This window comes from Microbacterium sp. zg.Y909 (genome assembly GCF_024626565.1).
On sequence record NZ_JANJFJ010000107.1, the window covers coordinates 1 to 12,732 of the forward strand.

Annotated in this window: 13 protein-coding genes, 1 tRNA gene and 1 pseudogene; 6 read left to right on the plus strand and 9 right to left on the minus strand. The window is 71.1% G+C overall.

Features of this window, described 5'->3' with window-relative positions; translation table 11 throughout:
* The coding region (locus tag NQ160_RS09855) for a UPF0182 family protein (protein WP_257515067.1) at positions 1 to 1,115 on the plus strand (1,115 nt) is incomplete at its 5' end.
* 109 nt (positions 1,116 to 1,224) lie between these two features.
* On the opposite strand, the gene NQ160_RS09860 is transcribed toward NQ160_RS09855, so the two are convergent.
* From NQ160_RS09860 to idi, 7 genes and pseudogenes are all read right to left on the minus strand, one after another.
* Positions 1,225 to 2,091 (minus strand): prenyltransferase, encoded by an 867-nt coding sequence (locus NQ160_RS09860; RefSeq protein ID WP_257515068.1) that lies wholly within the window; start codon positions 2,089 to 2,091, stop codon positions 1,225 to 1,227.
* Positions 2,088 to 2,393 (minus strand): lycopene cyclase domain-containing protein, encoded by a 306-nt coding sequence (locus NQ160_RS09865; RefSeq protein WP_257515069.1) that lies wholly within the window; start codon positions 2,391 to 2,393, stop codon positions 2,088 to 2,090. The genes NQ160_RS09860 and NQ160_RS09865 overlap by 4 nt, the downstream gene beginning before the upstream one ends.
* Complete coding sequence (locus tag NQ160_RS09870) at positions 2,390 to 2,716, minus strand: lycopene cyclase domain-containing protein (RefSeq protein ID WP_257515070.1); 327 nt, start codon at positions 2,714 to 2,716, stop codon at positions 2,390 to 2,392. The genes NQ160_RS09865 and NQ160_RS09870 overlap by 4 nt, the downstream gene beginning before the upstream one ends.
* Positions 2,716 to 4,274: pseudogene (crtI, locus tag NQ160_RS09875) on the minus strand (phytoene desaturase family protein). Before crtI ends, NQ160_RS09870 begins: the two are co-directional and overlap by 1 nt.
* Complete coding sequence (locus tag NQ160_RS09880) at positions 4,271 to 5,134, minus strand: phytoene/squalene synthase family protein (RefSeq protein WP_257515071.1); 864 nt, start codon at positions 5,132 to 5,134, stop codon at positions 4,271 to 4,273. Before NQ160_RS09880 ends, crtI begins: the two are co-directional and overlap by 4 nt.
* Positions 5,131 to 6,189, minus strand: a complete 1,059-nt coding sequence (locus NQ160_RS09885) for a polyprenyl synthetase family protein (protein WP_257515072.1) — start codon at positions 6,187 to 6,189, stop codon at positions 5,131 to 5,133. Before NQ160_RS09885 ends, NQ160_RS09880 begins: the two co-directional genes overlap by 4 nt.
* The gene (gene idi, locus NQ160_RS09890; protein WP_257515073.1) at positions 6,186 to 6,740 is read right to left on the minus strand and encodes an isopentenyl-diphosphate Delta-isomerase; all 555 of its coding nucleotides are present in this window, start codon (positions 6,738 to 6,740) and stop codon (positions 6,186 to 6,188) included. The genes NQ160_RS09885 and idi overlap by 4 nt, the downstream gene beginning before the upstream one ends.
* Before the next feature lie 49 nt (positions 6,741 to 6,789).
* Here idi and NQ160_RS09895 point away from each other — a divergent pair, with 49 nt between their 5' ends.
* Positions 6,790 to 7,281 carry a MarR family winged helix-turn-helix transcriptional regulator gene (locus NQ160_RS09895; protein WP_257515074.1) on the plus strand — a complete coding sequence of 164 codons (492 nt, stop codon included), beginning with the start codon at positions 6,790 to 6,792 and terminating at the stop codon, positions 7,279 to 7,281.
* A gap of 92 nt (positions 7,282 to 7,373) precedes the next feature.
* On the opposite strand, the gene NQ160_RS09900 is transcribed toward NQ160_RS09895, so the two are convergent.
* Positions 7,374 to 7,450: transfer RNA gene (locus tag NQ160_RS09900), tRNA-Met, on the minus strand.
* Between the two features lie 101 nt (positions 7,451 to 7,551).
* Between NQ160_RS09900 and NQ160_RS09905 the strand changes: the two genes are divergently transcribed.
* Both NQ160_RS09905 and NQ160_RS09910 read left to right on the plus strand, forming a co-directional pair.
* Complete coding sequence (locus tag NQ160_RS09905; RefSeq protein ID WP_257515076.1) at positions 7,552 to 8,073, plus strand: DUF6328 family protein; 522 nt, start codon at positions 7,552 to 7,554, stop codon at positions 8,071 to 8,073.
* Positions 8,070 to 8,879, plus strand: a complete 810-nt coding sequence (locus tag NQ160_RS09910) for a carbon-nitrogen hydrolase family protein (RefSeq protein ID WP_257515077.1) — start codon at positions 8,070 to 8,072, stop codon at positions 8,877 to 8,879. Before NQ160_RS09905 ends, NQ160_RS09910 begins: the two co-directional genes overlap by 4 nt.
* A gap of 27 nt (positions 8,880 to 8,906) precedes the next feature.
* Here NQ160_RS09910 and NQ160_RS09915 read toward each other — a convergent pair whose 3' ends face one another.
* The gene (locus NQ160_RS09915; RefSeq protein ID WP_257515078.1) at positions 8,907 to 10,109 is read right to left on the minus strand and encodes a pyridoxal phosphate-dependent aminotransferase; all 1,203 of its coding nucleotides are present in this window, start codon (positions 10,107 to 10,109) and stop codon (positions 8,907 to 8,909) included.
* 98 nt (positions 10,110 to 10,207) lie between these two features.
* On the opposite strand from NQ160_RS09915, the gene NQ160_RS09920 reads away from it, so the two are divergent.
* Entirely contained in the window at positions 10,208 to 11,698 is a 1,491-nt protein-coding gene (locus NQ160_RS09920; RefSeq protein ID WP_257515079.1) for a S1C family serine protease, read from the plus strand.
* A 49-nt stretch (positions 11,699 to 11,747) separates the two neighbouring features.
* Positions 11,748 to 12,732: CDP-glycerol glycerophosphotransferase family protein (locus tag NQ160_RS09925; RefSeq protein ID WP_257515080.1), on the plus strand; the 985-nt coding region annotated here is incomplete at its 3' end.

Consider the following 12,732-nt stretch of genomic DNA (forward strand, 5'->3'; position numbering starts at 1 on the left):
GCGACGCGATCTCGGATACGACCAACCCCACCCCGACGGTGGCGCTGGACAACATCAACTACATCCGCAACTCGGTCAAGGCCACCGTCGACGCCTACGACGGGTCGGTCACCCTCTACGCGTGGGACACCGAGGACCCGCTGCTGCAGGCGTGGCAGAACGTCTACCCGTCGACGCTCCAGCCCATCAGCGAGATGTCCGGCGAGTTGATGAGCCACGTGCGCTACCCGACCGACCTGTTCAAGGTGCAGCGGGCCATGCTCGGCAACTACCACGTCGAGGACGCGCAGTCGCTGTACCAGCGTGACAACGCGTGGAAGACGCCGAACGACCCGCAGGAAGACTCACAGCTGCAGCCGCCGTACTACCTGACGATGCAGATGCCGGGTCAGGAGGCTCCCGCCTACTCGATGTTCACCACCTTCATCCCCGGTGGCGAGGACACCCGCAACGTGCTCATGGGCTACCTCGCGGTGGACTCCGACGCCGGTGCGGAGGCGGGCTCGAAGGCCGAGGACTACGGCAAGCTCCGCATGCTGATCGTGGATGCCGAGACTCCCGTGCCCGGTCCCGGACAGGTGCAGAACACGTTCAACGCCGACCCCGGTGTGTCGTCGTTCGTCAACATCCTGCAGCAGGGACAGTCGCAGGTGCTCAACGGCAACCTGCTGACGCTGCCTGTCGGCGGCGGTCTGCTCTACGTGCAGCCGGTGTTCGTGCAGTCCTCTGGTGCCACCAAGCTCCCGACGCTGCAGAAGGTGCTGGTCGGCTTCGGCGACGAGGTCGCGTTCGAAGACACGCTGCAGGACGCGCTCGACGTGCTCTTCGGCGGCGACTCCGGCGCGGTCACCGGTGACGAAGGCGTGACGCCGACCGATCCGATTGACCCGGACGCCCCGGTGGATCCGGACGCCCCGGTGGTCACCCCGGTCGTGCCCGGCGACGAATACCAGGCGGCGCTCGATTCGGCGCGGGACGCGATCGCCGCCCGCCAGGCGGCCCTGCAGGCCGGTGACCTCACGGCCTTCGCCGAGGCCGACAAGGATCTGACCGCGGCGGTCGAGACCCTGCTGCGGCTGAGCGAGCAGGGTGAGACCGGCACCGGGGGCGAGTGAGCCGGCGCGTCGCCAGCGCGTGATCTGACGAGAAGGCCTCCGGGTGGAGCGGGCGCACAGCGCACCGGCTCCATCCGGAGGCCTTCCTCTTACCCCGGGCGGGATCGACCTAGGGGTGCAGCAGCACCCACCAGATGAGCAGCAGCGTCACGCCGAACCCGGCGAACTGGTTGAGCCAGAGAAAGCGGCGCCAGCCCCGGGTGGCATCCTCTGCGGTCTCGTCGGTGATCGACCGGTGCGGCCACAGGGTGGCGAGGTAGGGGATCACCAGCAGCGCCGCGAGGGGCCCGGGCCACGCGGTGAAGAGCATGACGACGCCGGCGGCGGCATAGCAGGCCAGCGCGAAGCGCACCGTCCAGCGGGCGCCGCGCGCGGTCGCGATGGACGAGATGCCCGCCTCGCGGTCGGCGACGACGTCCTGCACGGCGCCGAAGGCGTGGGAGGCCACCCCCCACAGTGCGAAGGCGACGACGATGAGCACCAGCTGCCACGTCCACACGGCGCCGGCGAGCACGAGGGCGTAGACGGCGGGGGAGAAGAAGTGGATCGAGCTCGTGACCGAGTCGGCGAACGGGCGCTCCTTCAGCCGCAGCGGCGGGGCGCTGTAGAACACGACGAAGAAGAGGCTCGCCGCCAGCACCGCCCACGACGCGGGCGAACCCACGACGACGAGATAGACGACGAAGGGAAGGCACGACAGGGCCGCCGCCCACAGGGTGGGCGCGTGCAGGTTCCGGTCGAGCACGGCCCCGTGCACGCCGCCCTTGCGGGGGTTGCGCAGGTCCGATTCGTAGTCGAACACGTCGTTGATGCCGTACATCGCCAGGTTGTACGGCACGAGGAAGAAGAGCGTGCCCACGATCAGCACGGTGTCGATCTCGCGCGTGGTGAGCAGGTAGGCCGCAGCGAACGGGTAGGCGGTGTTGATCCAGCTCACGGGCCGCGAGGACACCAGCAGCTGTGTCGCGGCGTTCACGTGCGGCTCCGCGGTATCAGCAGGGTCCAGACCGCCGGCACCAGGAAGGCGGCGCACAGCGGGTAGGAGAAGTCTTCGATGGGCGCGAGGCCGATGCGGATGCCGCTGATGTTGTGCTCCGGGTAGGTGAAGAGGTCTGCCGCGATCATGACGTTGTCGAAGACGGCGGTGAGGACGACGAGGACGACCGCGGCCACAGCGGAGGCTCCCATGCGGCGGGCGAACCGCGGCCGGACGGCGCTGGCGAGGGTCGTGACGAGGGTGATCAGGGCGAACGGGACGATGATCCAGGCGTAGGTCACGCGGCGTCCTCCCGGCGCTCGCGCAGCCGCTCGGCGCCGCGGAAGGCGACGAGGGCGAGGTAGCACAGGAACGCCAGGAACACCGGCTCTTCCAGGGGGAGGTGCGGGGCCAGGTCGATGCCGAGCAGCAGGGGGCTCTCGCCCTTGACGAACACACCGGCCGCTATGCCGGCGGCATCCCACGCCAGAAAGAAGGCCGTGCCGATCAGCACGACCGCAGCGGTGCGCGCGCGGGCGTGCCACCAGGCCAGTCGGAAGCGCGCGTCGAGGGTCGCGATCCCGGCGGCGGACAGCAGGATCGCCAGCAGGTACAGCCCCGGCATCACGCGTCCGCGGCGGCGGGGACGGGGAGGGGGCCGGCGGAGTGGTCGCCGCGCAGACGCTTGAGCACGAGCTCCGCAGAGATGAGGCACATCGGCAGTCCGATGCCCGGCAGTGCCGAGGTGCCGGCGTAGTAGAGACTGCGCACCTTCTTCGACGCGTTGCCCGGGCGGAACATCGCGCTCTGGCCGAGCGTGTGCGCGAGCCCGAGCGAGTTGCCGCGCCACGAGTTGAGGTCGGCGGCGAAATCGCCAGGGGCGACGGTGCGGCGCACCGTGACCCGCTCGGCGAGATCGGGGATGCCGCACCACTGCGAGATCTGCGCGATGGTGGCATCCGCCGCCCGCTCGATGAGAGCGTCGCCGTCACCGTCGATGCCGCCGCGTCCGAGGGAGGGGTCGGCGGGGATCGGGACGAGCACGAAGAGGTTCTCGCTGCCGGCGGGGGCGACGGTGTCGTCGGTCGCGCTCGGGCGGCAGACGTACAGCGACGCGGGCTCGGGGATGCGGGTGTGGCGACCGAAGATGTCGGAGAAGTTCTCCTGCCAGTCGCGCGCGAAAAGGAGGGTGTGATGGGCGAGCTGGGGGAGTTCGCCCTCGACCCCCAGCATGAGCAGCAGCGCCCCCGGACTCGGGGTGCGCGACCGCCACCACTTCTCGGGTCGCTCGCGCTGATGCTCGGGCAGCAGCACCGTCTCGGTGTGATGCAGGTCGGCCGTCGAGACCACGACGTCGGCGTCGATGCGCGTGCCGTCGGCGAGATCGACGCCGGTGGCGTCGCGTCCGGACGTGCGGATGCCGGTGACCGGCGTGCCGGTGCGGATCTGCACGCCGCGGGCGCGCGCGAGGCGTTCGATCGCGGCGATGACCGTCGTGAACCCGCCCCGGGGGTAGAGCACCCCCTCGTCGAGGTCGAGGTGGCTCATCAGGTGGTAAAGGCTCGGCACGCCGAAGGGCGACCCGCCCAGGAAGACGGCGGGGTAGCCGAGCACCTGCCGCAGCAGCGGGTCGGCGAACCTGCTTTCGACGAGTGTCGAAAGCCGCCGGGTCAGCAGGGCGCCAGCTGCGGCAGTCGCCGCAGCAGCGCGGGGTCGCGCAGCCCCGCGGTCGATTCGTACGTGTCGTAGAGGAAGCGGGTGACGGCGAGGTCGTAGGCATCGCCGGCCGAATCGAGGTACTCGGTCAGGCGGGCGCCCGCGCCGGGCTCGCGCTCCTCGAACAGCGCGACGGCCTCGGCGCGGCCCGAGACGATGTCGAGCGGCTCGGACGTCGTGCCGGGGTCGGGCTCGCCGTAGACGCGGTACGCGGGCCGCAGCGGAACGAGGTCGAGTTCGGCGGCGGCGCTCGTGCCGAGCAGGGCGAAGAAGTGGTCGAACACTTCGGGCATGAGGTACCAGCTGGGACCGGTGTCGAACCGGAAGCCGCTGCTCTCCCACGACCCGGCGCGTCCCCCGAGTTCATCGCGACCCTCGACCAGGGTGACGTCGTGCCCCTCGTCACCGAGAAGGGCGGCCGTGGCGAGCCCGGCGATGCCGCCGCCGATGACGACCGTGCGCGTCATGTGCGTGCTCCCTTCGGGGCGAAGCCCAGCATCGCCCGTGCTGCGAGCGTAGCCTTCACCGGGTCGGGGACTCGCACCCGCACGCCCGTCCGAGGGTCCTCGGCGCGCAGGCGGCGGGCGAGGCTGGCGAACAGATCGTGGGCCGCTGTGACGGCGCGCCGGCAGTCCGCCGGCAGCTGCGGCACCACCGCCGCGGCGGCGGCGAGGTCGGCGTCGATGCGGTCCAGCACCTCGGTACGGGCCGGGCCGCCCTCTCGGAGGCCCAGGTAATCCCGCCCGAGCGCTTCGGCGTCGTGGGAGAGGTCGCGCAGGAAGTTGACGTCCTGGAAGGCGGCGCCGAGCCTGCGGGCCCCGTCGACGAGCGCCGGCTCCGGAAGGGTGGCGGCGGCTCCGCCGGCGTTGACGAACACCTGGAGGCACATGAGCCCTACCACCTCGGCCGACCCGTAGACGTACGCGTCATGGCTGCCGGGGTCATGCGAGGTCACCTCGAGGTCGGTGCGCATCGAGGCGAAGAAGGGGCGGATGAGTTCGGCGCCGATGCCGGTCTCGCGCGCGGTGCGGCAGAAGGCGTGCACGACGAGGTTGGCCGAGAACCCGCGCGTGACGGCGGTCAGCGTCTCAGCCTCGAGCTCGTCGAGCACCCGCCGCAGCGTCTCGGGGGCGAGCCCGGCCTCGGCGGCGGGGCCGTCGACGATCTCGTCTGCGATGCGCACGAGTGCGTAGACGTTGCGCACATGCGGCCGAACCCGGGGTCCCAGCAGGCGACAGGCCAGGGCGAACGACGTCGAATACGCCCCGATGACCGTCGCCGCCGCTTCCTGCGCCGCGCGGTTGTAGAGATCCAGTCCCGTACTCACGGAATACGTGCTCCGATCGCGTCGCACACCTGCGCGAGCAGCACCGTCGCACGAGCGGGCAGGGCGTCGTCGGCGGCTGCGACGCGCGCGTCGGCCAGCGTGTTCTGCACCAGCAGCACCAGGCGCTCGCGCGCGCCGCTGGCATCGAGCACCCGCTGCGCCTCTCGGACGGCCACGGGGCCCGTCCACGCCAGGGCGATCGCGTCGTCGACCTGCGACCACACCGGGCTCTCCCGGGCGAGGGACACCAGCGGTGTGCGCTTGGCCTCGCGCAGGTCGGCGCCTTCGGTGCGACCGGCGCGGGCGGCGGGCGCGAACGCTCCGATGAGGTCGTCCACCAGCTGGAACGCGAGCCCGGCAAGGCCCCCCGCACGTCCCAGCGCCGCCTCGGTGGCGGCCGGCGCCGACGCCAAAAGCGCGCCGGCACGCAGGGGAGCGGCGAAGGAGTAGACCGCCGTCTTGTCATGGGTGGCCACGAGCAGTTCCGACGTGTCGGGGCAATCCCGGCGGACGGCGTTGGCGACGTCGGAGAGCTCACCGGCGGCCGAGATGAGCACGGCTTCGTTGAGCAGGTCCAGCAGACCCACGCGCGTGGCGGGGGCGACGTCGGCGAGGGCGATCATGCGGGTCGCCTCGTGCAGCAGCACATCCCCGGCGAGAATGGCCGCCGCCTCGCCCAGCTGAGCGGCATCGGCGTCGGGGACCCCCTGATCTCGGGCCCGTCCGGCGAACTCGCCCGCGACGTTGGGCTCGCCGCGCCGCTCGGTGTCGCGGTCGATGACGTCGTCGTGGATCACGAAGGCGGTGTGGAGCAGCTCGAAGGCCGCGGCGACCTCGTACACCGCGTCGTCGAGCGCGTCGCCGCCACAGGCGCGGTGGGACGCCACGACCAGCGCGGGGCGGAACCGCTTGCCGCCCGCGGCCGCACGTCGCATGGCGCCGCCGAGCGGGCGCATGTCGCCGGACAGGGCCGCGAGGCGGGCGTCGAGGCGGTCGAAGGCGGCCGCGATCGCGCCGTCGATGGCGGCGCGATCCTCAGTCGAGACGGCGATCATGTCGCACCGCGCCCGGCGGGCGAGAGGGAGTCGAACACGCGCATCTGCTCGGCCTGCAGCACCAGCCACGGGCTGAAGGCCCAGGGAGTCGCACCCAGGGCGCGGGCGAGGTCCTCGGGCGCGACCCATCGAGCCTCGGCGACCTCGAGCGGGTTGAGCACCGGCTCCCCGGACGCGCGGGCGGTGTACACGGGGCAGATCTCGTGCTCGACGATGCCGCTGGCATCCACCGCGCGGTAGCGGAAAAGGGGGAGCGAGAGCTCGATGTCGGTGATCGTCAGGCCGATCTCGTACTCGGCGCGACGCCGCACGGCTGCCAGCACAGGCTCAGCGGGACGGGGATGACCGCAGAAGGAGTTGCTCCACACTCCGGGCCAGGTGAGCTTGTCCAGTGCCCGACGCGTGACCAGGACCTGGCCCGCGTCGTTGAGGACATGGCAGGAGAACGCCAGGTGCAGGGCTGTATCAGTGCCGTGCACGCTCGACTTCGGGGCGGTGCCGATTTCTCGTCCGTCGTCGTCGAGGAGGACGACCAGCTCTTCTTCGCTCATTAGTACTCCTGGTTGCTAGTTTATCTAGCGATCTGGCACGATGATACCGATGGCGAGCGGGGGTGTCCACACGATGGCGGAGCACCGGGAACCCACGGATCACGACCGGGCGGTGCGCTCGGCACTCGAGGCCGTGCGGACGTTCAGCGACGCCGTCGACCGCATGGCCAGCGGGATGAAGGACGAGATGGACATGAACGCCACGGACGTGGCGGCGCTGCGCATGCTGGTCATGCGCGAGCAGCGTGGGCAGGCGGTCAGCCCTCATGACGTCTCGCGCCACCTGCGCATCTCGACGGCTTCGACGACGAAGCTGCTCGATCGGCTCAGCGAGTCCGGTCACATCGAACGTCGCAGGCACCCTTCCGACCGGCGGGCGCTCATCGTGGCGTTGACACAACGCACCCGCGACGACTTCCACCGTCATTTCGGGGGCCGCATGCGCGCCCTGCGGGCGGTGGCCGACCAGTTCGACGACGATCAGCTGGCGGCGGTCGTGCGCTTTCTCGACGGCATCTCCGAGGTGCTCGACCCGGACTGATCCTCGGCCGGGCGCGAGCGGCGCAGGGGCCGGCGGGTGTCGTGCGGCGGGCAACGAAGAAGGCCCCCGCTTTCGCGAGGGCCTTCTTCTCTTGGTTGCGGGGGCAGGATTTGAACCTACGACCTCTGGGTTATGAGCCCAGCGAGCTACCGAACTGCTCCACCCCGCGGCACGTTTAATAGCCTAACACGCTCTCGGAGTGGTCGATGCCATCGCGTGCCCTGCACCCGTCCGGTTGCCCCGGTTCGGCCGCCTCGCCAGGATGAACGCATGTCCGGCCCGACCGATCCCCGCCCACCCGACGCGCCGCGACCCGTCCCGGACGGACGTGATGAATCGCCCGCCGAGCGTGCCGATCGCAACTGGAACGAAGTGCTGCAGGAACTCCGGGTGCTGCAGACGGGGTCGCAGATCATCACCGGGTTCCTCCTCGCGCTGGCGTTTCAGCCGGCCTTCGCAGACCTCAGCGGCGAGCAGCGTGGGTTCTACCTCGTGCTCATCGCCGTGTCGGCCCTGAGCGCGATCGTGGCGCTGGCGCCGGTCGCTCTGCATCGCTTCCTCTTTCAGCATCGCGCCAAGCGCACGGTCGTGGCGTACGGGCACATCGCACTGCTCACCTCGCTGCTGACGGTGTCGCTGCTGCTCGTGGGCGTTGTGACCTTCGTGTTCGACGTCGTGCTCGGCGGCACGGCATCATGGATCGCAGGCGCCGTCCTGGGCGGCGTGATCATCGTCCTGTGGGTCGCCGTTCCGCTTGTGGTGCGGGTGCGCCGGGAAGGAGCCAGCAGGTGAGTGCAGACACAGTCGGCGTCGCCGTCGCGCAGTTCGGCCCGACGGCAGACACCGAGGCGAACCTCGCGCAGATCGAGGACTTCGTCCGCCGTGCGCAGGGGCGGGGGGCGCAGGTCGTGCTCTTCCCCGAGTACTCGAGCTACTTCGTCGACCCCTTCGACGAGTCCCTTGCGCGCAACGCCCAAGACGTCGACGGCCCGTTCGTGCAGGCCCTGACCGCGATCGCGGCCCGCTACGACGTGCACGTCGTGGCGGGTCTGCTGGAGCGCGGCACCGACGGCCGGCGGGTGCACAACACCGTCGTCGCCGTGGACGCGCGCGGGCTGCGGGCCCGCTACCGCAAGCTGCACCTGTACGACGCGTTCGGCCAGCGGGAGTCGGACTGGGTCGAGCCGGGGGAGGTGGCCGAGCCGGAGACCTTCGACGTCGGCGGCCTGAGGTTCGCGCTCATGACCTGCTACGACCTGCGGTTCCCGGAAGTCGGGCGGGTGCTGGCGGATGCCGGAGCGGACGTGATCCTGGTCGCCGCCGAATGGGTGCGTGGTGCGCTCAAGGAGCATCACTGGCGCACCCTGCTGACAGCGCGGGCGATCGAGAACACGCTCTTCGTCGCCGCTGCCGACCATCCGCCGCCGCTGGGCGTGGGGCATTCCCTCGTCGTCGATCCGCAGGGCGTGCAGGTCGCCGCGGTGGGAACGGCCACCGACGTCGCCGTCGCGCACCTCGACGTCGACGCCGTGGCACGGGTGCGCCGGGTGAATCCGGCGCTCGCGCTGCGGCGCTTCACCGTGCGGCCGCGCCTCTGATCGTCAGGGCGGCGGCGCGCGCCGGGCTCAGGGGTTCAGCACCGCGAGCCGGGCGACGGCGTCTTCGAGCACATCCGTTCGTTTGCAGGCGGCGAACCGCAGGAGCGTGGCGTAGTCGCCGCGGTGCTCGGTGGTGACGAACGCCGTGAGGGGAATGGCGACGACCCCGGCCCGGGCCGGCAGCTCGCGGCAGAACTGCGCGGCATCCGTCGCACCGAGGGGTGCGGCGTCGGCGACGGTGAAGTACGAACCGCGCGGTGTGGAGACATCGAACCCCGCTCCCCGCAGTCCGAGCCCGAGAAGGTCCCGCTTGTCCCGGAGTGTGGCGGCCAGTCCGGCGAAGAACGAGTCGGGCAGTCGTAGGCCGGCGGCGATCGCGGGCTGGAAGGGCGCACCGTTGACGTACGTGAGGAACTGCTTGACCGCCAGCACCGCCTGGATGAGGTCGGTGGGGCCTGACACCCAGCCGATCTTCCATCCGGTCGTAGCGAAGGTCTTGCCCGCGGACGAGACGGTGAGAGTGCGCTCCCAGGCGCCCGGGAGCGTCGCGATGGGCACGTGCTGCGCGTCGAAGACGAGGTGCTCGTAGACCTCGTCGGTGACGATGACGGCGTCGTGCCGGTCGGCCAGGCGCACGATCTCTTCGAGGGCGTCGCGCTCGAAGACTGCGCCGGTCGGATTGTGGGGGTCGTTGACGAGGATCACCCGGGTGCGGTCGGTGACCGCCCGCCGCAGATCCTCGATGTCCGGCTGAAAGTCCGGCCACCGCAGCGGCACCGGCACGAGCCGCGCGCCGGCCAGCGCGATGCAGGCCGCGTAGCTGTCGTAGTACGGCTCGAACACGACCACTTCGTCATCGGGACCGTCCACGAGCGCGAGGAGCGTCGCCGCGAGCGCCTCCGTCGCGCCGGCGGTGACCAGGATGTGCCGGTGGGGATCCAGTTGCAAACCGTAGAAGCGGTGCTGGTGCTCGGCGATGGCTTCGAGAAGATCCGGCATGCCGCGACCGGGCGGGTACTGGTTGACGCCGTGGGCGATCGCGTCCCGTGCGGCCTCGAGCACTTCGGCCGGGCCGTCCTCGTCGGGGAAGCCCTGCCCGAGGTTCACCGCACCGGTTCGGGTTGCCAGGGCGCTCATCTCGGCGAAAATGGTCGGAACGGATGTCCCGTCCGCTGCCAGGAGACCCGCACCACGGGCCGTGCGGCGCCAGGCGCCGGGAATCTCTCGCACCTCGCCCACGCTACACGCATAGGGTGATCCCACTCAGGGCATAAGAAAAACACAGCAACGGGCCGCACTCTGGAAGAGCCCGTCAGAAGGAGTTTTCCATGAGCGACACCGAGGGCATCCGCCCCACTGAGACCCCCGCCGGCACCGAGCCGGCCATTGTTCCCCCCGTGCCCCAGCAGCCCGCCGCCCACGCTGCCCAGCAGCACCCCGCCCCCGGCCAGCGCCCCTCGCCGGCGGCGCCGCCGTACCCCGGTGCGCCGTCCTACGGTGCGGGGCCGGCGTACGGCGCTGCGGCATCCGGCTACGGCGCGCCCCACCAGCCCGCCGGCGCCACGTCTGCCCCGGCCGCGCCGTCATCGACGTCGGTGTCCGGTGCCGAGCCGACCGCCTCGACCAAGTCCGGAATCGGCGCAGGCAAGGTGGCCGCACTGATGCTCGCCGCCGCCCTCGTCGGCGGCACCGCGGGGATCGGCGGTGCGTACGCCGGCGTCAACATCTGGAGCGCCTCCCAGCCCGTGACGGCGACCGGCCCCGCTTCGGTGACCGTCAACGACACCGACAGCGTCAACCAGACCACGGCCATCGCCGCCAAGGTGGTGCCGAGCGTTGTGACGATCTCCGCCGATGGCGGCTCCACCGGCGGCACCGGGTCGGGCGTCATCCTCAGCGAGGACGGCTACGTCGTCACCAACACCCACGTGGTGACCCTCGACGGCGCCACCTCCGATGCCGCCCTCGCGGTGACCACCGCCGACGGGCGTGTCTACGACGCCGAGATCGTGGGCCTCGACCCGATGTACGACCTGGCCGTCATCAAGCTCCAGGACGCCTCGGGCCTCACCCCGATCGAGTTCGCCGACTCCGCCGACCTGAACGTGGGCGACGAAGCCGTCGCGGTGGGTGCTCCGCTGGGCCTGGCGAACACGGTCACCACGGGCATCGTCAGCGCGCTGAACCGGTCGATCTCGATCGCTTCGTCCGCCGCCCCCGAGACGCCCGGTGACGGCACCGAGCAGGCGCCCGAGGAGCAGGACCAGGGGCCGTTCTACTTCGACTTCGGCCAGGGTCAGCCCCAGCAGACCTCGTCGACGATCTCGATCGCGGTTCTGCAGACCGACGCCGCGATCAACCCGGGCAACTCCGGCGGTGCTCTGGTGGACTCGGAGGGCAAGCTGATCGGCATCAACGTCGCCATCGCCACGGCCGGCTCGTCCGGTGAGTCCGGGTCGATCGGCGTGGGCTTCGCGATCCCCTCCGACATCGTCGAGCGCATCACAAGCGAGATCATCGACGACGGCGCAGCCACCCACGGCCTGCTCGGCGCGATGGTCGCCCCGGCCGCAAGCATCGAGGGCGCGACCACGACCGGCGCCTACATCGACGAGGTCACCCCCGGCGGCGCGGCCGCCGAGGCCGGGCTGCGCTCGGGCGACATCGTCACCGGGTTCGATGGTCTGCCCATCACGGACGCGACGGACCTCACCGCGCAGGTGCGGGCTGTGGCGGGCGGCAGCACGGTGAGCCTGACGTACCTGCGTGACGGCGAGACCCGCACCGCCGACGTGACCCTCGGCGAGCTCGTCGAATGACGAGCATCCGCTGACCGGCCAGGACGCCACCCCGCGATAGGCTCGCGGGGTGGCGTCCTTCTCGTTCGGCGCGGGCAACGCCGGCAAGCTGGCCCGCATCCCGCTCTACGCGGCCGGTCGCCTCTTCACGCTTCTCGTGCCCCGCGCGCGCGACACCTGGGTGTTCGGTTCCGCCGCCGGTCTGGCCGACGGCGGCTGGGCGCTGTGGCGAGAAGCCGTCGATCGGCACGGCGTGGATGCCACGTGGCTCACCGGCACCGCCGCCGAGGCGCGTGAGGCGCGTGAGCGCGGCATTCGCTCGGTGCCCCGCGGCTCGGTCCGAGGACTGTGGCAGACGGCCCGGGCCCGTGTCGTCGTCGTGACGCACGGTTTGGGCGACGCCAACCGCTACGCCGTCTCGGGCGCGTTCGTGGTGCAGCTGTGGCACGGCATCCCGCTCAAACGCATCGGACTGGATTCGCCCGAGACACTCCGCAGCGGCTTTCTTCCCCGCTCGCGGGCGGTGAGGGCGTTCCTGCGCATCATGTACCGCCGCACCGCGGCGGCCATCGCGGTGCTCCCTGCCGCCTCCGATCTCGTACGCGGACGTCTCGAGTCGGCGTTCGGACTCTACGACGGCCAGGTGGTCGTCACCGGCGAACCCCGCGTCGACGTGCTTTCGATCGGCACCCCCGCCTCCCGTCGTGAGGCGGCGCGCGCGATCATCGCCCGGGCAGTGGGCGCACCGGCATCCGCGTCGCCCGGCACCCGCTGGGTGCTCTACGCCCCGACCTGGCGTGACGGCGATGTGGATCCGTCGATCCCGGACGCCGCGCAATGGCGTCGCATCCAGCAGGTGCTCGAGCGGCACGATGCGACGCTGCTCGTGCGTCCGCATCACCTCGGCGCCGGCCGCTACGCACCGCCCTCGGGCGTCGACCGCGTGCGTCTCATGGGAAGTGACGTCCTCGCCGACGTCACACCGGCCCTGCCTGGCGTCGACGTGCTCATCACCGACTACTCCTCGCTCGCTTACGACGCGGGACTCGTTCCCC

Bases quoted from the DNA above. Each gene is read 5' to 3' on its own strand.
- NQ160_RS09870 (WP_257515070.1), bottom strand. From the start codon at position 2,716: ATGCCGGGGCTGTACCTGCTGGCGATCCTGCTGTCCGCCGCCGGGATC.
- NQ160_RS09885 (WP_257515072.1), bottom strand. From the start codon at position 6,189: ATGATCGCCGTCTCGACTGAGGATCGCGCCGCCATCGACGGCGCGATC.
- NQ160_RS09905 (WP_257515076.1), top strand. From the start codon at position 7,552: ATGTCCGGCCCGACCGATCCCCGCCCACCCGACGCGCCGCGACCCGTC.
- idi (WP_257515073.1), bottom strand. From the start codon at position 6,740: ATGAGCGAAGAAGAGCTGGTCGTCCTCCTCGACGACGACGGACGAGAA.
- NQ160_RS09920 (WP_257515079.1), top strand. From the start codon at position 10,208: ATGAGCGACACCGAGGGCATCCGCCCCACTGAGACCCCCGCCGGCACC.
- NQ160_RS09895 (WP_257515074.1), top strand. From the start codon at position 6,790: ATGGCGAGCGGGGGTGTCCACACGATGGCGGAGCACCGGGAACCCACG.